Raw genomic sequence first — 17545 nt, forward strand, 5'->3', positions numbered from 1 at the left:
CTACTCGGCCGCCGCGGACGTGATGAGGGCCTTGAGCGTGCCGCGCTCGAGCTGGCCGAGGACGCGGGCGGCGACCCGTCCCTGCTTGTCGAGGACGAGCGTGGTGGGGACGGCTCCGGGCGGAACCATTCCGGACATGGCCAGAAGCACCTGGCCGTCCTTGTCGTTGAAGCTCGGGTACGTGAGCTTGAAGCTCTGCTCGAACGCCTCGGCCGTGCCCTTCTCGTCCCGGAGGTTCACACCGTAGAAGGCGACGCCCTGGGGCTTGAATTCGGTGTGCAGTGCCTCGAGTTCGGGGGCCTCGACCCGGCACGGCGCGCACGCCGCGAACCAGAAGTTCAAGACGGTGACGTTGCCGGCGAACTGCTTGGAGCTGACGGTGGTGCCGTCGTAGAGGGTCCCCGTGAACTCCGCGGGGGGCTTGCGCACGTCCTTCGCGTATTCCGTCACGGACCCGTCGCCAGCCACGTAGTTCTTGTTGTCGCCCGCACGCGCCTGCTTGGCCAGCGGATCGTCCGCCGCGCATCCCGACAGGACCGCGGCGAGGCCGACGGCGCCGAGCGCGCCCGCCGCGCTCAGGATCCGGCGGCGTGAGAAGGCAGGGGGGATGTTCTGCTCGTGGGCCATTCAGGCCCCCGGGGTGGTGGCCGCGCCCGGGAGGAGACGGGCCGCCGGTTCGGCGTAGCGCACGGAGATGACTGTCCCCGTGGCCTGGTCAATGGTCAGGGAGGTGAGAGAGGCAAGGGTGCATTCGCGCTTGCGGGGATCGTGGGCCAGGGAGCGGCCCTCGGCCTTGAGCCGTGCCGCCCAGATGGGGAGCTGGTGCGCGACGAGGATGGCCTCGGCGCCGTCCCCGCCGATCTCCACCGCGCGGCTGGCCGCGTCCCGGGCGGCCGCGAGCACTCGCGCGGCCTGGACCTCGTAGGGCTCGCCCCAGGAGGGCTGCATCGGATTGACGAGGTAGCGCCAGTGCTTGGGCTTGAGAAGCTCGCGCGGCGTGACCTTGAGTCCCTCGAAGTGGTTCTCGGCCTCGATGATCCTCGGTTCGGTGTGGATCGCGAGGTTGAGCACCTTCGCCGTCGGCTCTGCGGTCTCCTGGGCCCGCGTGAGGGGCGAGGCCGCGAGCAGGACGATCTGTGCGCCGTCGAGCGCCCGCCGCGCGAAGTGGGACGCGACGGAGTTGGCCATCTCCCGGCCGAGCGCCGAGAGGTGGTAGTCCGGCAGCCGACCATAGAGCACGCCCGCGGGGTTGTAGACCTCACCGTGGCGCAGCAGATGGACGGTAGAAGAGGGCATAGCATCCAGTTTCTCAAACGGGGCGGGCAGCGGCGAAATCGTCGGGAGGGTCGGTCCCCACCGGCCACCCATCGATTCTACAGCTAGTAGAACTACCACGCGGAACCTAGAGTTCCCTGTGTAACGTCTGCCACACCCCTTGCGGTGCATGCATTTGCATGTTTTCATGGATACAGCGGTACTTGACGCTTCAATCAAATTTTCTAGACAGGAGATTCTCCCGTGACCCTCCCCCACGGCCTCACCACCGGAACCTGGACCCTTGACGGCTCGCACAGCGAGATCGGCTTCACCGTGCGCCACGCCGGCATCAGCAAGGTCCGCGGCCGCTTCACCGACGCGACGGCCACCGTCGAGGTCGGCGCCTCCGCCGCCGAGACCAAGGCCACCGCCGTTGTGAAGACCGCGTCCTTCGACTCGGGCGACGCCAACCGCGACGGCCACGTCAAGAGCGCCGACTTCTTCGACGTCGAGCAGTTCCCGGAGATGACGTTCGAGGCGACCTCGATCGAGGCCAAGGGCGACGACTACGACGTCACCGGCAACCTCACGATCAAGGGCGTCACCAAGCCCGTCACCATCGAGACCGAGTTCAACGGCATCGCCGTCGACCCGTTCGGCAACACCCGCGCGGGTGTCTCGGGCGAGACGACGATCTCCCGCAAGGAGTTCGGCCTCACCTGGAACGCCGTGCTCGAGACGGGCGGCGTGCTCGTCTCGGACAAGGTCGTCATCTCCCTCGACCTCGCGTTCATCGCGCCGAAGGCCTGATCAGGCCCTCGAGGATCCCGGGCCGGCCCGTGAACGGCCGGCCAACTCCGGGCCCGTCGCCAGTGAACATCTGGCGGCGGGGCCTTTTTCCTGCAGCTCATGACACTCGCCCTCTCGTGAATATTCCCTCTCGGGGATACAGTGTGCGCATGAGCGAATCCATCACCCCAGCGCCCCAGGATCCAAGCTCGCAGAACCCCTACGGCCAGAACCCCGCCGGCCCGGATCCCGCAGCTCCCAACCCGCCCGTCCCCGGCCCCGCCGGGGCTCCGCAGCAGCCCCAGTACCAACCGCCCCAGTACCAGCAGCCGCAGTACCCCAGCCAGCCTCCGCAGGGGCCGCCGCAGTACCAGCAGGGCAACTACCAACAGCCCCAGGCCCCAGGACAGGGCTTCAGCTTCGAGATGCCGCACGACCGGCCGAAGAACTTCCAGGACGTCATGCCGACCGGCGGACTCTCCGGCATGTTCAACGTCGCGGCGCTCCCGATGGAGCTCAAGGTCTCCTACTGGATCTGGCTCGTGGGCGGCGCGCTCGGCGTGCTGTTCGGCCTCTTCGGACTCCTGGCGGGCTTCGCGGCCGTCGCGATGTTCGGTGGCCTCGGAGCCCTCGTGCTCGTCCTCGTGCTCGTGGCAGTCGTACTCGCCGCCGCCCAGGTCATCCTCGCGATGAAGATGAAGGAGGGGAAGCAGTGGGCCCGCCTCGCCCTGACGATCCTCGCGGCCCTGAACATCGTGCTCGCGATCGGCGTCAGCAGCGGCAACGGCGCGGGCAGCAACTGGTTCGGGACCGTGATCGCCGTCGTCGCGGCGGTCCTGATGTGGCTGCCGAACTCGCAGGCCTGGTTCCAGCGCCAGGCTGCCCCCGCCTGACCCACACACCGAACCCACGCCCCGGCACCCCGCCCGTCACGACGGGGTGCCGGGGCGGCGTCGTCTGGCGATATGGTGATGTCAACGTATCGGGGGCGTGAGCGTTCCCGCCGGGCCACCTTCGACGATTGGACCCCCCATGAGCACGCCTGATGTCCCGCCGAACGGCTCCGAGCACCCCGCGGAGCCTGAGCAGGGGAACCAGCCGGCGGGGCCGACGGGTCGCCCCGCGCCACGCTATGGTCAGTACGCCCCAGGACACGGAAACGAGCCACAGCAGCCGCCCCAGTACGGCCAGCAGCCGCCCGCCTACGGCCAGCAGCCGCCCCAGTACGGTCAACAGCCACCCGCCTACGGCCAGCAGCCGCCCCAGTACGGCCAGCAGCCCCAGCAATACGGCCAGCCGTGGCAGCAGCCCGCACCTTATGGTCAGGCCCCGTACGGCCAGTACCAGTACGGTCAGGCCCCGTACGGCCAAGCGCCCGGCTTCAACGTGCCAGGCCCGGACGAGCAGCGTACGGCCGTGCGGCGGGCCTCGATCCTGATGTTCGCAACCGCCGCGGCAGAGGTCGTCATCAGCGCGTTCGTGATCACGACGATCCTGAACATGCCCACGAGCACCCTCCGCGACATGTTCAACCAGGTCTCGAGCGCCGCGGGCACGTCGGCCATCTCCTTCGCGGAGTTCCAGCAGGCCATCCGTACGTTCCTGTACTTCGCGATCGGCTGCGTCATAGTCAACGCGGCCGTGATCGTCCTGTGCGGCGTGTTCCTGGCCAGGGGCAAGCGCTGGGCGAGGACGGTCGGCACGGTGTTCCTGTGCCTCACGCTCGGCAGCTTCTTCGCGGCCAGCATCTACGCCCTCGTCACGATCGCCCTCGCGGTCGCGTCCGTCGTCCTGCTGTTCCGCCCGGCGGTCACCGCGTTCCTGAACTCGCGGAACCAGTTCGCCAACCCCTACACGACCCCGAAGGGCCCCACCTTCGGCAACCCCTACGGACAGTGACGCCTTGAGCCAGCAGCCCACGCCGCCGCAGTACCCGTCCGGCTCCGGCCAGCCCGGAACGCCCCCATACCAGCCCTCCTACGCGCCGCTGCCCCCGCAGGGCGCGTATCAGGGCCCGTGGCCGAGCCAGATGCCGAGCGGGACGTTCCCGGGGATGCCCACGGTGGGCCTCCCCCGGCCCCTGACACTCACGCTCGCGTTCTGGCTCCTTCTGGCCGCTTCCGTGCTGCCGCTCGCCACGATCCCCGCAGTCCTCGACTGGATGCACGTCTACCTGCGCGAGGCCCTCATCGCGTCCACCGCACGCGCCGGACGGTCGGGGAACGCGGGGGCGTTCGCACAGCAGTTCAGCGCGATCACCGCCCCGATCGTGTGGGTCTCCGCGATCGCAGGGTCCGCGCTCAGCGCGCTCATGGCCTTTGGGGTGCGCGCCGGGATGAACTGGGTCCGGATCCTCACGACCGTCTCCGCCGGGTTCACGCTGGTGGGCTTCCTCGGCAACATCGCGGTCGCCGCGTTGGCTGCCCCGCTCGCGACGGTGACGCGGTTCCCGATGCCACTCATGGTGTACGTCATCTCGTTCACTGCCGGGGCCATCTTCATCGCGGGGACGATCCTCGCGTGGCTCCCGCCGTCCAGCCAGTACATCGCCGCCCGCCGGGCCGCGAAGCTCGGCGGCGGCTACCTGCGCTGACGCAGTCCGCGCACGACGGCGCGCACCGCCTCAGGCGGGTTGCCCCCGGCGGCGAGGGGCGTCGTCGTGCGCTGCGGCATCGACGGGCGCACCTTCCGACGGCTGGCCGCTCTCCCCGCCCGACTCGCCGCGCTGGGCGTGGTAGGCGAGGATCTGCAGCTCGGTGGCCATGTCCACCTTCCGCAGGGTCACGCCGGCCGGGACCTGGAGGATTGTGGGTGCGAAGCTGAGGATGCTGCGGACGCCGGCGGCGACCACGCGGTCGCATACGGACTGCGCCACGGAGGCCGGGAGCGCGAGGACTGCCATGTTCGCCTTGGTGCGCTCGAACACGGCCTCGAGGTTCGCCGCGTCGGAGACGCGGAGCCAGCCGATCTCGTTTCCGATGATCTGGGGGTCCGTGTCCAGGAGCGCCACGACGTCGAAGCCGCGGGTCTCGAATCCGCCGTATCGGGCCAGCGCACGGCCGAGGTTGCCGGCGCCCACAATCGCGACGCGCCAGTCACGGGTGAGGCCAAGAGCAGCCGAGAGGTGCTGGAGCAGATTCTCGACCTCGTAGCCGACCCCGCGGGTGCCGTACGAACCGAGCTGGGAGAGGTCCTTGCGCAGCGTGGCCGAGCTCACGCCGGAGGCCTCGGCGAGGGCGTCCGAGGAGACGCGGTCCACGCCGTCCGCGAGGAACGAGTTGAGCGCGCGCAGGTAGACGGTCAGGCGGGCGACGACCGCCGGCGGCAGCCCCTTCTCGTCAGGCGCTGCGGAGGAGCCGTGCCCCTCGTTCCTCGCCTGACGTGCCACTTGCCGTTCCCTCGATTCCTGCCGCACGGGCGGCCGCACTCACTCTAAGTTCTGGTCCGCGGCCGCGCCAAATGCCTGACGCGCGCGGCTTCAGGCGCGGCGTGCGGCGTCGACCGTGCGGCGGAGGCGTGCCTCGTTGATCGTCCAGAAGTCCCGCTGGACGCCGTCCACGAGGACCACGGGTACCTCCTCGGCGAAGCGGTCGCGCAGGGCCGGGTCATCGTCGATGCGGCGTTCCTCCCAGGGGATCCCTGCGTCCGCGGCCACACGGTCCACGACCTCCCGGGCCGCCTCGCACAGGTGGCACTCGGTCTTGGTTACCAGGACGATCTCGGGGACGCGCATGCCTCCACCGTAGCGCCCTGCATGTGGGCCGCGAATCTCCGCCCGGTGGCGAATGGCTAGACTCGGACCATGCCCGCAGAGAAGAAGGCGCCCGCAGCGGTGCGGCCCACGCCGCATGCGCGGCCCCGGGAGGCAGCCTTCTTCGACGTGGACAACACGCTCATGAAGGGCGCGAGCATCTTCCACGTGGCTCGCAAGATGTACGAGCGCAAGGCCTTCACCCTGCAGGACGCCGCCGGGTTCGCGTGGAAGCACCTCGCGTTCATGTTCCGCGGCGAGAGCCTCAAGGACGTGCACTCGATCCAGGCCTCCGCGCTCTCCCTCGCGGCGGGGATACAGACGGCGGACGTCGCCACCGTGGGCCACGAGGTCTACGACGAATTCATCGAGTCCCGCATCTGGCCCGGGACCAAGGCCCTCGCGGAGCAGCACCTTCGGGTGGGCCGGCGGGTGTGGCTCGTGACCGCGACTCCGATCGAGATCGCGTCCGTCATCTCGGACCGGCTCGGGCTCACCGGGGCCCTCGGGACGGTCGGCGAGATCGAGGACGGCGCGTACACCGGACGGCTCGTCGGGGACATCCTGCACGGGCCGGCCAAGGCCGAGGCGGTCTCGGAGCTCGCCGAGACCGAGGGGCTGGATCTCCGGCTCTGCTGGGCGTACTCGGACTCCCACAACGACATCCCCCTCCTGAGCCTCGTGGGCCATCCCGTGGCCATCAATCCCGACGCGCGGCTCCGCATCCACGCCAACGCGCACAACTGGCCCATCTACGACTTCCGCTCGGGGCGCCGCGCCGCGACGCTCGGGCTCAAGGCCGCAACGGTGGGCGGGGTCCTGTACGGCCTCTGGCGCGGCTACTCCCGGATCCGCCGCTAGCCGGCGCCGAAGTCGGGTCCAGGGAGTCGGGCCCCGGGACGAGACGCAGCGAGGCCCGTCCCCACCGGGGACGGGCCTCGCTTCACCTCAGCCCCAGAGGGGCCGCGCGGCTACTTCTTGTTGCGGCGCTGGTGACGAGTCTTGCGGAGCAGCTTGCGGTGCTTCTTCTTGGCCATGCGCTTGCGGCGCTTCTTGATAACCGAACCCATAGAAGTTCCTTACCGATAGTTGGTTCCCCGGCTGCTGGCCGGGCGCGCGCGGGGCGCGGTTCAACCAACTGCTGGTGACGTGACGTGAAACGTTCCTGAACAGGATACCGTACGCGTCAGGCGGTCTCGCTCCGCCCGTCCACGACCGACTTGCGCAGGTACTGCTCGACTGCGGCCTCGGGCACCCGGTACGAGCGGCCGAAGCGCACCGCGGGCATCTCCCCAGAGTGGACCAGGCGATACACCGTCATCTTCGACACCCGCATCATCTCGGCGACCTCGGCAACGGTGAGGAAACGCGACGAGGAGAAATCCATCGCAGTCATACAAAATACTCTAGTTGCTGGAGTGGCTCTTGTGAACGCGGCGTGCGCGCACGGCCCCGGCCAGCTGCTGAAGGACCTGCTCGGTGACGTCCCAGTCCATGCACTTGTCGGTCACGCTCTGCCCGTACACGAGCTGGGTGCGCCCCGCGGCGAACTCGGCCACGTCGAGGGACTGCGCTCCGCCCACGAGGAAGCTCTCGAGCATGACGCCGGCCAGCGCCTCGGCGCTGGCGCCGCCCGCCGCGAGCTGGGCGCCGATCTCGAGCGCTACCTCGGCCTGGCGGTGGTGGTCCTTGCCCGAGTTGCCGTGGCTCGCGTCCACGATGAGCCGCGGGTTGAGCCCCTTCGCCGCCATCTTCTCCGACGCGGCCTCGACGTGGCCTGCCGAGTAGTTCGGCCCGTCGGACCCGCCGCGGAGGATGAGGTGCGTGTCCGGGTTCCCGGCCGTCGCCACGAGCGCCGCGCGGCCGCCGTCGTCGATCCCGAGGAACGCCTGGGGCGCGGCGGCCGCGCCGCACGCATCGACGGCCACCTGCAGGCCCCCATCCGTGCCGTTCTTGAACCCGACCGGCATGGACAGGCCCGAGACGAGCTGGCGGTGGATCTGGCTCTCCGTGGTTCGGGCGCCGATAGCGCCCCAGACGATCGCGTCCGCGGTGTACTGCGGGCTGATCGGCTCGAGGAACTCGGTGGCGGTGGGCAGGCCCAGTTCGAGGACGCCGAGGAGGAACCGCCGCGCCGCGCGCAGGCCGCCGGCGATGTCGTGGCTGCCGTCCAGATTCGGATCGTTGATGAGGCCCTTCCAGCCGACCGTGGTGCGCGGCTTCTCGAAGTACGTGCGCATCACCACGAGCACGTCCTCGCGGAGTTCACGCGCGACGCCGGCGAGTCGGCTCGCGTACGCAAGGCCCGCCTCGGGGTCGTGGATCGAGCAGGGCCCGACGATCACGAGGAGGCGGTCGTCGAGGCCGTCCATGATGGCGCGCACCTCGTCGCGGCCGCGGGCGACGGCGCGGGCCGCCTCATCGCCCAGGGGCAGCTCGTCGAGGAGGTCCCCCGGGGCCGGGAGCGGGGTGAACTCCGCGACGCGGAGGTTGCTGGTCGAGGAATCGGCGGCGCCGAGTGCGGAGACGGTCTGGGTGCTGGGCGGGTTCATGGTCTGTCCTTGTCCTGACAGGCCCCCGCGTGGGCCAGAGCCTGCCGTTGATATGGCAAAGGGCAAGGACCGTGAGGTCCCTGCCCTGTTGGCTCTGGAGTCGGTACGCGACGAAATCTACGCTTGGCCCTCCAGAGCCAACGCAAAATACGCATACCAACGCTTGAACATGTGCCTACGGTAGGCCCCAGCCGTGCCGGCATGCAAACGGCCGCCCACATGCTGGACACATGTGGGCGGCCGCGGCGCGCAGTAGCGGCGTCCGCAGGGAGCTAGACGAGGCCCTGCGCGAGCATCGCCTCGGCAACCTTGACGAACCCGGCGATGTTGGCACCGAGCACGTAGTTCCCGGGCTGGCCGTACAGCTCGGCGGTCTCGGCGCAGCGGTCGTGGATGCCCACCATGATGTCTGTCAGGCGCTGCTCGGTGTGCTCGAACGTCCAGGAGTCCCGGCTCGCGTTCTGCTGCATCTCGAGCGCAGACGTGGCCACGCCGCCGGCATTGGCCGCCTTGCCGGGCGCGAAGAGAACGCCGGCCTTCTGGAAGACGGCGACGGCCTCGGGGGTGCACGGCATGTTGGCCCCCTCGGCCACGACCTTGACCCCGGAGTTCACGAGGCGCACCGCGGCGGCCTCGCCGAGCTCGTTCTGGGTGGCGCAGGGCAGCGCGATCTCGGCGTCGACGTCCCAGACGCTCCCGCCCGCGACGTAGGTGACCGCGGAGCCGCGGCGCTCGGCGTACTCCTTGAGCCGGCCGCGCTCGACCTCCTTGATCTGCCGGACGATGTCCACGTCGATCCCCGCCTCGTCGACGACAAAGCCGTCGGAGTCCGAGCAGGCCACGACGACGGCGCCGAGCTGCTGGGCCTTGGCCATCGCGTAGATGGCCACGTTGCCCGACCCGGAGACGACGACGCGGCGGCCCTCGAGGCTCCCGCCGCGGGTCTTGGCCATCTCGTTGGCGAACAGCACGGTGCCGTAGCCGGTGGCCTCGGGACGCACGAGGGAGCCGCCCCAGCCCAGGCCCTTGCCGGTGAGCACGCCGGACTCGTAGCGGTTCGTGATGCGCTTGTACTGGCCGAACAGGTAGCCGATCTCGCGGCCCCCCACGCCGATGTCCCCGGCCGGGACGTCGGTGTACTCGCCGATGTGGCGGTAGAGCTCGGTCATGAAGGACTGGCAGAAGCGCATGACCTCGGCGTCGGAGCGCCCACGCGGGTCGAAGTCCGAACCGCCCTTGCCGCCGCCGATCGGCATGCCCGTGAGCGCGTTCTTGAAGATCTGCTCGAAGCCGAGGAACTTCACGATGCCCAGGTACACCGAGGGGTGGAAGCGCAGCCCTCCCTTGTAGGGCCCGAGTGCGGAGTTGTACTCGACGCGGAAGCCGCGGTTGATCTGGACGCGCCCGGAGTCGTCGGTCCAGGGGACGCGGAAGATGATCTGGCGTTCGGGCTCGCAGAGCCGCTCGAGGACGGCGGCCTCCACGTACTCGGGGTGCCGCTCCATCACCGGCCCGAGGCTCTCGAAGACCTCGTCGACGGCCTGATGGAACTCGACCTCGCCCGGGTTCCGGGCGTAGACCTGGTCGCGGATGGCAAGCAGCTTGGCGTGCATGATGACCCCTCATCGATGGTGCGTGGCCCGCCTGAATCCCCTACGGGCAGTGCGATTATTCCAGAACGCTCGGCCCGCCCCCGAACGGGGGCCACATGGTGAACCCGCACTCGAGACCCGTCATGATGCCTCGCTGCGGCTCGAACACGGGTCGGTAACCGGTTGCTATGCTGTGCGCATCCGCACCGAGGGAGGACCCATGGCCCGCATGAGCACGCGCACTCCGGGGCGTGTCACGATCGCCCACGTCGCCGCAGAGGCCGGCGTTTCCCGCGCCACCGTCTCGAGGGTCATGAACGGGCTCGCCACGGTGGACCCCGCCATCGGGGAGCGTGTCCGCGCGGCCGCCGAGAAGCTCAGCTACTCCCCCAACACCGTGGCACGCAGCCTCGCGATCGGCCGCACACAGACGGTCGCCATCGTGGTTCCGGACCTCGCCAACCCCATGTTCCAGGAGATCCTGCGCGGGCTCTCCCGCGCCGCGGCCAAGGACGGCTACCGGGTCCTCGTGGCCGACTCGGTCGAGAACCCCGCCGAGGAGCTGATCCTCGCCCGGGAGGCACGACGGCGATGCGACGGCCTCGTGCTCGTCTCGCCGCGCATGGACCCGGCACAGCTGGACGCCCTGCTTCCGGAGCTCGCGCCCGCGGTCCTCATGAACCGGTCTTCGGGGGTGCCCGGGGTGCCCGTGCTCGCCGTCGACTACGCGTCCGGGATCCGCAGCATCGTCGCGCACCTGACCCAGCTCGGCCACCGCCGCATCGCGTACCTCGCGGGGCCGAGCGCGAGCCGCGGCGACCAGGCCAGACGCGAGGGCCTCGAGCACCCGCTCCCCTCGGCCGCGGGCACCGAGATCGTGGCGGTGCCGTGCGGCGCGATGTTCGAGGACGGCTACGCCGCCCGCGACGCCGTCCTCGCCACGGGCGCTACGGCGGCCGTGTGCTTCAACGACCTCGTGGCGATGGGCCTGCTCGGGGCACTGCACGAGGCCGGGGTGGCGGTGCCCGGCCAGCTCTCGGTGACGGGCTTCGACGACATCCAGTTCGCCCGCTACACGGTTCCGGCCCTCACGACGGCGTCCGTCCCGCAGCACGAGCTCGGCGAGCAGGCGTGGGCGCGGCTCTCGGCCCTCCTCGGCGGCCGAGAGCCCGAGCAGGACGTCCACGTGACCCCGCACCTCGAGCCCCGCGCAAGCACCGGCCCCGCCGCACGGCCCGGTCAAGCGGCACCCGCTGGGACCTGAGGTGGCCGACGACGCGTGGTCGGGCTGGCAGCGGGAGGTCGCGGCCGCCGTCGTGCGCACCCGCCCGCTCTTCGCCGAGCGCATCACCGAGACCGCAGAGGAGATCCGCGACGCGCTCGCCGCGGCCCTCGGGCTCCCCGGCATGCCCACGGATCCGGGCGTCCGGGTCGAGGGCGAGCTCACGCGCGATGGGCTCGCGGGGACGGAGCTGAGCTGGGACTGCGGCTACGGCCCGCGCACCCGCGCGTGGCTCCTGCGTCCGGCGGGCGCGACGGGTGATCTGCCGGGCGTGCTCGCCCTGTTCGAGCACGGCGGCGTGAAGATGCTGGGGCGCGAGAAGCTGTCCGACGGCCCCGGGCTCGCCGGGCCGGCCGCGCGCGCCGCGGCCGGCCACCGGGCGGCGTGCTCCGAGGGCCACGCGTGGGCGGAGGAGCTCGCGCGGCGCGGGGCCGCGGTCCTCGTGCACGATGCCTTCGGGTTCGGCTCGCGGCGGCTGCCGGAGGCCGAGGCCTCGCCGCGCACTGTGGGTGCAGCGCTCGCTCAGGGGGCGCTCGCGCGTGCGGGGGGCGCGCCGTCGTGCGCCTCCGCGGACTCCGCCGCGGATCCCGAGGACCTGCACGCCGCGTTCGAGGGCGAGGCGGCCAAGGCCGCGGGAGTCCTGGGGACCTCGTGGGCGGGGCTGCTGGCGGCCGAGGACCTCCTCGCGCTCGGCGTACTCGGGTCTCTGCCGGGGGTCGACGGCGGCAGGCTCGCCGCGGCGGGCATGTCCGGCGGCGGTGCGCGGGCAGGGGCACTGCGGGTGCTCGCCCCGCGACTGCGGGCCACCGCGATCGTGGCGATGATGAGCGCGCTCCCGGACCTCATGGCCTCGCACGCGGACGCGCACTCGTGGACGTGGCTGAGTCCAGGCCTTGGCACAGTGGGCGACTGGCCGTCGGTGGTCGCCTCGTGGACAGAGAACCCGCTGCTCGTGCAGTACGGGCTGGAGGACCGGCTGTTCCCCCGCGCGGGCATGGAGCGCGCCGATGCGCAGATCCGGCGGCGGTTCGCGCACTTCAGCCGTGGCGAGAAGTACACGGGGGCCTTCTATCCGTCGGGGCACGTGTTCACCGCGGGCATGCAGGACGACGCCTTCCGCTGGCTGCTGGCGCGGCTCGCGGGATGATCCACGGGAAACCGGTTGCCCGCACCATTGACGGGGGTGGGACGGCAGGCCTAGGGTAACGAGAAATCGGTTTCTCACTGTGGAGGAAGTCCCATGCCGCTCCCCCATCCGGACGACGCCGGCGTCGTCGCTCCGCCCTCCGTCCGGCCCGCACCGTCCACTGCCGGCAGCGAGGACAGCGCGGCCCGCGAGCACGCCGAGAAGCGCCGTCGCGTTTTGGCGCTCCTCGACGCGGCCGGCGCCGACGCCGTCGCCCTCACGTCCCAGACCGCGCTCGCGTGGTACCTGCACGGCGCGCGCACCCATGTGAGCCTTGCGGGCGCACCGGTCGCGGCCGCCGTCGTGGGCCGCGCCGGCGACACCGTACACGTCACGTCCAACGAGGAGCACCGGCTCGCGGCCGAGGAACTGCCCGCGTGGGCCCGGCCGGGTCTGGTCTCCCACCCCTGGCACGGCGACGTCGCCGAGGCCGCCCGGGCGGAAGCCCTCGCTGCGGGCGGGGTGCCCGAGGAGGCGCTCGACGCCGCGCTCCGGGCCGCCCGGCAGTCCCTCCTTCCCGTGGAGGTAGCCCGGTACCGGGTCCTGGGGCACGACGTCGCGCGCGTCCTCACGCGCGAGCTCGCCGCCGCGCGCCCCGAGGAACGGGAGCTGGACCTCGCAGCCCGGCTGTCGGCCGAGATCATGGCGCTCGGGGCCGAGCCGCTGGTGGTCCTCGTGGGGGGCGAGTCTCGCGCGACGCACCGGCACCCCCTGCCGACCCAGGCGGCGCTCGGACGCCGCGCGATGGCGGTGGTGTGCGCCCGGCGGCACGGGCTCATCCTCAACATCACCCGCTGGGTGCGGTTCGGGCCGCGCACGGCCGAGGAGCGGTCCGCGGACGCGCGCATCCTCGGCGTCGAGGCCGCGTACCTTGCGGCATCACGGCCGGGTGGCTCGTTGCTGCAGGCGTTCAACGCCGGGACCGCCGCCTACGGAGCGCACGGGTTCGCCCGGGACGAGTGGACCCAGCACCATCAGGGCGGGATCGCCGGCTACGCGGGGCGGGACCCCCGCGCGCGGCCCGGGCTCGACCTGAGCTTCGGCGCGGACGTCGCGTTCGCATGGAATCCGACGGCCGCGGGCTGCAAGGTCGAGGACACGATCCTCAGCACCGGGGCCGGCTTCGAGCCCCTCTCCGCGGATCCCGAGTGGCCGATCGTCGTCCACGAGATCCCGGCCTCGGCCGACGGCGCGTGGGCGCCCGAGCCCCTCGACCGCCCGGACGTCCTCGAGCTCTAGCCCCCCACCGAACGTCTGAGGTCAGCTCCTGAGGGTCAACTTCCGGGAGTCACGTCCCGGGGGTCAGCTCCTGAGGGTACTCACCGGAGCTGCCCTTCAGCGTGGGAGCGCCGCCTTCGGGGCGCACCGTGGTGACGCGAAGATTCTTCGAACCTTCGCGTCAGGAGGTCCCCCAGAAGTACTCCCACGGGACCTGACCCCCAGGAGGGGCCCCCCAGAAGTACACCCACGGGAGCTGCCCTTCGGGAGGTGCCCCCCAGATGGTGACCCCCAGGTAGTGACCCTCAGACGGCGCCGCGGGTGAGGCTGCCGTCGATTCGCCGCGGGATCCCCCGCGGGTTCCCGTCGCGGAGGGCGGCCGGCAGCACCGACGCGGGCGCGTCCTGGAACACGACCGGGCGCTGGAACCGTCGCACGGCCGTCGCCCCGACCGACGTGTGCAGTGCGGACGTCGTGGCGGGCCACGGGCCGCCGTGGTGCTGCGACCACGTGACCGCCACCCCCGTGGGCCATCCCCCGAACAGCACGCGCCCCGCACGCTCCGCCAGCCGGGCCGCGAGCGCGGCCACGTCCTCGTCCGGCTCCGCGTGCAGGGTCGCGGTCAGCGAGCCGCCGACGGCGTCGAGCACCGCATCGCGCTCGGCCTCCGACCCGTAGCGCACCACCAGCGTCATCGGCCCGAAGCACTCCTCGAGCAGGACGTCGGGGCGCGCGAGGACGCGGGCGGCGTCGACCGCGAGGACCACGGGGCGGGCCCCGCCGCCCGACGTGTCCTGCCCAGGATCGCCAATCACGGCCGTGGCCCCGCCCTCGGCCACGAGCCGCCGAAGCCCGGCGGGGAATGCGTCCGCGATCCGCGCCGTGAGCATGGGCCCGCCGGCATGGGCGGCGGCCTCGGCGGCAAGGGCCGGCTCGAAGCCGGCCCCGGCGGGGACGAGCACGAGCCCGGGCTTGGTGCAGAACTGCCCCACGCCGAGCGTGAACGACGCCGCGAGGCCGGCCGCGAGCTCCGCCGTCCGGGCCTCCGCGGCGGCCGGCGTCACGACCACGGGGTTGATCGAGCCCAGCTCGCCGTAGAACGGGATCGGGTCGGGCCGCGCGGATGCGAGGTCGAACAGCGCGCGGCCGCCGGACAGCGATCCGGTGAACCCGACGGCGGTGATGCCGGGCGCCTGGACGAGCGCGTTCCCCGCCGTGCGCCCGAGCACAAGGCCGAACACGCCGTCGGGCGCGCCGGCCCCGGCGAGCGCGCCGGCAACGATCCGCGCCGTCCGCACCGAGAGCTCGGGGTGTCCCGAGTGGCCCTTGACGACGACGGGGCATCCCACCGCGAGCGCGCTGGCCGTGTCCCCGCCGGCCACGGAGAACGCGAACGGGAAGTTGCTCGCGGAGAAGACGGCGACGGGGCCGAGCGGGCGGAGGATGCGGCGCAGGTCGGGCTGCGGCGGCATGGCATCCGGCCGCGCCCGGTCGATGATGGCCTCGAGGTACGCGCCGTCGCGCACCACGGACGCGAACAGGCGCAGCTGCCCGGTGGTGCGGGCCACTTCGCCGGTGAGCCGCGCGGCGGGCAGGTGGGACTCGCGCTCCGCGATTGCGACGAGCTCGTCGCGCGCGGCGTCCAGCGCCTCGGCGACGGCCTCGAGCCAGGCGGCCCGCTCGCCGTCGGACGCTGCGGCGGCGGGCGCGGCGGCGCGGACGGCGGCACGCACGACGGCGTCGAGCACCTCGGGCGTCGTGTCCGCGGTGGTCTCGGGGACGAGGAGGGCGGGGGCGGTCATGCGTGGTCTCCTAGGGGTGTGGCGGCTGACAGGACGGCGGGGGCCGCAAGCCGCTCGACGAACTCGAGGCCCAGGCCAGGAGCCGGCTCGAGGTGGACGGCGGCGCCCTTGCGAACGACTGGCGACGGTGCGGCGAGCAGCCCGAGCGTCTCGAAGGCGGTGTCCTCGACCTCCTCGACGTGCACGGCGCCGGGCAGGGTTGCGGCGAGCTGGGCCGAGAGGTCGGTGAGCAGGTGCGGTGCGAGCTCCACGGATCCGGACGCCGCGAGCGCCGCGATGCGCCGGAACGGCGTGATCCCGCCGACGCGGATGATGTTCGGCTGGATGATGTCGCACGCGCCGGCCACGAGGTACTCGCGGAAGCGCTGGAGCGTGTGGAGGTTCTCCCCCACGGCGATCGGCACGGACACGGACCGGCGCAGCTGCACGTGTCCGTCGAGGTCCTCGGCGCGCAGGGGCTCCTCGAGCCAGTGCAGCCCGAACCGCTCGAGCGCGGCGACGGCCCGCCGCGCGGCGGGCAGGTCCCAGCGCTGGTTCGCGTCGACCATGAGCCGCCGGTGCGGCCCGAGGACCTCACGCACTGCGGCGACCCGCTCGACGTCCTCCTCGATGTCCGGCCCGCCGACCTTGATCTTGACCGCGCCGTACCCCGCGGCGACCCACCGGTGGACCTGGTCGAGGAGTTCCTCGAGGCTGTAGTGCAGGTTCACGCCGGACCCGTAGGCGGGCATCGACGCACGACGCCGCCCCAGCAGTCCCGCGATCGGCTCGCCGAGGCGGCGGGCGGTCAGGTCCCAGAGTGCGAGGTCGAGGCCCGCGAGCGCGATGGTCGTCAGGCCGCCCCCTCCGGCCTCGTGCAGATGCCGCCAGAGGGAGTCCCACACGGCCTCGGGGTGCGTGGGCCCGCCGACGGCGGCCCGTGCGATGTCCTCCTCGAGGAGGCCGCGCACCGCACCGGCGCCGATGGTCGGGGTCCACGAGAATCCTGTGCCACGGTTGCCTGCCGTGTCCTCGACGTCGACGACGATGACGTGGACCTCGGGCACGTCCGGTCCCCAGGGCCGCGGGAGCGGCGGGACGAGGAGCCTCGTGGTGAGGGAGGCGAGCACCGGCTCGGGCGAGGTGCTCACGACACCGTGAGGGCGTCGGTGCCCACCAGTGAACCGGCGGGGCCCGCGGCCGGCTCGGCCGCGGCCAGCTCTGCACCGACAGCCAGGATCCGCTCGAGCTCGGCGAGGTGCTCCGGCGAGGGGTCCACGAGCGGCGGCCGGACCCCGCCCACGGGCAGCCCGCCGAGGCGCACGCCGGCCTTGACGAGCGAGACCCCGTAGCCCGGCACGGCGTCCCGCAGCGCGACGAGCGGGCGGTAGAACCGCTCGAGCAGCTCACGGCGCCGCGCTTCGTCCCCCGCGGCGTACGCACGGTAGTGCGCGTTGGCGACCTCGGGGGCCATCGCGAACGCCGCAGACGAGTACAGCGGCATCCCGATCCCCCGGTACGCACCCTGGGTGAGCTCGGCCGTGAGGAGTCCGTTGAAGAACTGGAAGTCGGCGCGGCCCGTGGCCTCGACGGCGAGGACCACCTCCTGGGTCACGCCGATGTCCCCGACGCCATCCTTGAACCCGACGATCTGGGGGTCGGCAGCGAGGCGCGCGACGGCGTCGGGCGTGAACTTCGCGTTCGCGCGGTGGTACACGACGAGCTCGAGCGACGTCGCCGCGGCGATCGCCTCGACGTACCGCTCGAGGCCCGCGACGGGCGCGTTGACGAGATAGGGGGGCAGCACGAGCAGGCCGTCGGCGCCGGCGTCCTCGGCGGCCTTGGCCGCCTCGATCGCGTGCCCGAGCGGGCCGCCTGTCCCGCCGATCACGGGGACGCGGGTGCCGCCGGGGGCGGCCCCCTCTTGGACTGCGTCGACCGCGGCGCGCACGACGGCGCCCGCCTCCTTTGCGGTGAGCGCGTGGTACTCGCCGGTGCCGCACGCGGCGAAGACGCCCCCGGGGCGATGCGGGAGGCGGGAGGCGATGTGCTCACGGGTGAGTCCGGTGTCCACGGCGCCGGAGGCGTCGTAGGCGGTGACGGGGAAGAAGAGGATGCCGTCGAAGTGCATGGTTCT

Annotated in this window: 19 protein-coding genes; 8 read left to right on the forward strand and 11 right to left on the reverse strand. The window is 72.1% G+C overall.

All coding sequences use genetic code 11. The annotated features are described in order from the left end of the window. Both SCMU_RS16085 and SCMU_RS16090 read right to left on the reverse strand, forming a co-directional pair. The gene (locus SCMU_RS16085; RefSeq protein WP_229230111.1) at positions 1 to 627 is read right to left on the reverse strand and encodes a TlpA family protein disulfide reductase; all 627 of its coding nucleotides are present in this window, start codon (positions 625 to 627) and stop codon (positions 1 to 3) included. Further along, positions 628 to 1296 (reverse strand): histidine phosphatase family protein, encoded by a 669-nt coding sequence (locus tag SCMU_RS16090; RefSeq protein WP_229230112.1) that lies wholly within the window; start codon positions 1294 to 1296, stop codon positions 628 to 630. Positions 1297 to 1518: 222 nt separating this feature from the next. Between SCMU_RS16090 and SCMU_RS16095 the strand changes: the two genes are divergently transcribed. The 4 genes from SCMU_RS16095 (at position 1519) to SCMU_RS16110 (ending at position 4639) form a co-directional block, all read left to right on the forward strand. Then, positions 1519 to 2067 carry a YceI family protein gene (locus SCMU_RS16095; protein ID WP_229230113.1) on the forward strand — a complete coding sequence of 183 codons (549 nt, stop codon included), beginning with the start codon at positions 1519 to 1521 and terminating at the stop codon, positions 2065 to 2067. Between the two features lie 149 nt (positions 2068 to 2216). Continuing rightward, positions 2217 to 2939 carry a hypothetical protein gene (locus SCMU_RS16100; RefSeq protein ID WP_229230114.1) on the forward strand — a complete coding sequence of 241 codons (723 nt, stop codon included), beginning with the start codon at positions 2217 to 2219 and terminating at the stop codon, positions 2937 to 2939. Between the two features lie 139 nt (positions 2940 to 3078). After that, positions 3079 to 3945, forward strand: coding sequence for a hypothetical protein (locus SCMU_RS16105; protein ID WP_229230115.1), 867 nt, complete (start codon positions 3079 to 3081; stop codon positions 3943 to 3945). 4 nt (positions 3946 to 3949) lie between these two features. Then, positions 3950 to 4639 carry a hypothetical protein gene (locus SCMU_RS16110; protein ID WP_229230116.1) on the forward strand — a complete coding sequence of 230 codons (690 nt, stop codon included), beginning with the start codon at positions 3950 to 3952 and terminating at the stop codon, positions 4637 to 4639. 30 nt (positions 4640 to 4669) lie between these two features. Here SCMU_RS16110 and SCMU_RS16115 read toward each other — a convergent pair whose 3' ends face one another. Further along, the gene (locus SCMU_RS16115) at positions 4670 to 5434 is read right to left on the reverse strand and encodes a redox-sensing transcriptional repressor Rex (protein WP_229230117.1); all 765 of its coding nucleotides are present in this window, start codon (positions 5432 to 5434) and stop codon (positions 4670 to 4672) included. Positions 5435 to 5524: 90 nt separating this feature from the next. Next, positions 5525 to 5779 (reverse strand): glutaredoxin family protein, encoded by a 255-nt coding sequence (locus tag SCMU_RS16120; protein WP_229230118.1) that lies wholly within the window; start codon positions 5777 to 5779, stop codon positions 5525 to 5527. Positions 5780 to 5848: 69 nt separating this feature from the next. Between SCMU_RS16120 and SCMU_RS16125 the strand changes: the two genes are divergently transcribed. Beyond that, entirely contained in the window at positions 5849 to 6658 is an 810-nt protein-coding gene (locus tag SCMU_RS16125) for an HAD family hydrolase (protein ID WP_229230119.1), read from the forward strand. A 110-nt stretch (positions 6659 to 6768) separates the two neighbouring features. On the opposite strand, the gene SCMU_RS16130 is transcribed toward SCMU_RS16125, so the two are convergent. From SCMU_RS16130 to gdhA, 4 genes are all read right to left on the reverse strand, one after another. After that, positions 6769 to 6867: a 30S ribosomal protein bS22 gene (locus SCMU_RS16130; protein ID WP_003792170.1), complete on the reverse strand. Its 99-nt coding sequence runs from the start codon at positions 6865 to 6867 to the stop codon at positions 6769 to 6771. A 116-nt stretch (positions 6868 to 6983) separates the two neighbouring features. After that, positions 6984 to 7193 (reverse strand): helix-turn-helix domain-containing protein, encoded by a 210-nt coding sequence (locus tag SCMU_RS16135; protein WP_189694023.1) that lies wholly within the window; start codon positions 7191 to 7193, stop codon positions 6984 to 6986. Between the two features lie 10 nt (positions 7194 to 7203). Further along, positions 7204 to 8349, reverse strand: a complete 1146-nt coding sequence (locus SCMU_RS16140; protein WP_229230120.1) for a 3-deoxy-7-phosphoheptulonate synthase — start codon at positions 8347 to 8349, stop codon at positions 7204 to 7206. A gap of 272 nt (positions 8350 to 8621) precedes the next feature. Beyond that, positions 8622 to 9962 carry an NADP-specific glutamate dehydrogenase gene (gene gdhA, locus SCMU_RS16145; RefSeq protein WP_229230121.1) on the reverse strand — a complete coding sequence of 447 codons (1341 nt, stop codon included), beginning with the start codon at positions 9960 to 9962 and terminating at the stop codon, positions 8622 to 8624. Positions 9963 to 10161: 199 nt separating this feature from the next. Here gdhA and SCMU_RS16150 point away from each other — a divergent pair, with 199 nt between their 5' ends. The 3 genes from SCMU_RS16150 to SCMU_RS16160 all read left to right on the forward strand — a co-directional run bounded on the left by SCMU_RS16150 (position 10162) and on the right by SCMU_RS16160 (position 13648). After that, complete coding sequence (locus tag SCMU_RS16150) at positions 10162 to 11205, forward strand: LacI family DNA-binding transcriptional regulator (protein WP_443020161.1); 1044 nt, start codon at positions 10162 to 10164, stop codon at positions 11203 to 11205. Between the two features lies 1 nt (position 11206). Then, on the forward strand, positions 11207 to 12370 hold the full coding sequence (locus SCMU_RS16155; RefSeq protein WP_229230123.1) for a hypothetical protein: 1164 nt from the start codon (positions 11207 to 11209) through the stop codon (positions 12368 to 12370). A gap of 93 nt (positions 12371 to 12463) precedes the next feature. Further along, positions 12464 to 13648: a M24 family metallopeptidase gene (locus SCMU_RS16160; RefSeq protein WP_229230124.1), complete on the forward strand. Its 1185-nt coding sequence runs from the start codon at positions 12464 to 12466 to the stop codon at positions 13646 to 13648. Positions 13649 to 13932: 284 nt separating this feature from the next. On the opposite strand, the gene SCMU_RS16165 is transcribed toward SCMU_RS16160, so the two are convergent. The 3 genes from SCMU_RS16165 to SCMU_RS16175 are packed head-to-tail and all read right to left on the reverse strand — an operon-like array spanning position 13933 to position 17539. Then, on the reverse strand, positions 13933 to 15429 hold the full coding sequence (locus SCMU_RS16165) for an aldehyde dehydrogenase (NADP(+)) (protein WP_229230125.1): 1497 nt from the start codon (positions 15427 to 15429) through the stop codon (positions 13933 to 13935). Continuing rightward, positions 15426 to 16559: a mandelate racemase/muconate lactonizing enzyme family protein gene (locus tag SCMU_RS16170; protein WP_229230126.1), complete on the reverse strand. Its 1134-nt coding sequence runs from the start codon at positions 16557 to 16559 to the stop codon at positions 15426 to 15428. The genes SCMU_RS16165 and SCMU_RS16170 overlap by 4 nt, the downstream gene beginning before the upstream one ends. After that, on the reverse strand, positions 16556 to 17539 hold the full coding sequence (locus tag SCMU_RS16175) for a 5-dehydro-4-deoxyglucarate dehydratase (RefSeq protein ID WP_229230127.1): 984 nt from the start codon (positions 17537 to 17539) through the stop codon (positions 16556 to 16558). The genes SCMU_RS16170 and SCMU_RS16175 overlap by 4 nt, the downstream gene beginning before the upstream one ends. Between the last annotated feature and the right edge of the window lie 6 nt (positions 17540 to 17545).

Origin of the sequence: Sinomonas cyclohexanicum (assembly GCF_020886775.1) — a bacterium.
Lineage (GTDB): Bacteria > Actinomycetota > Actinomycetes > Actinomycetales > Micrococcaceae > Sinomonas > Sinomonas cyclohexanicum.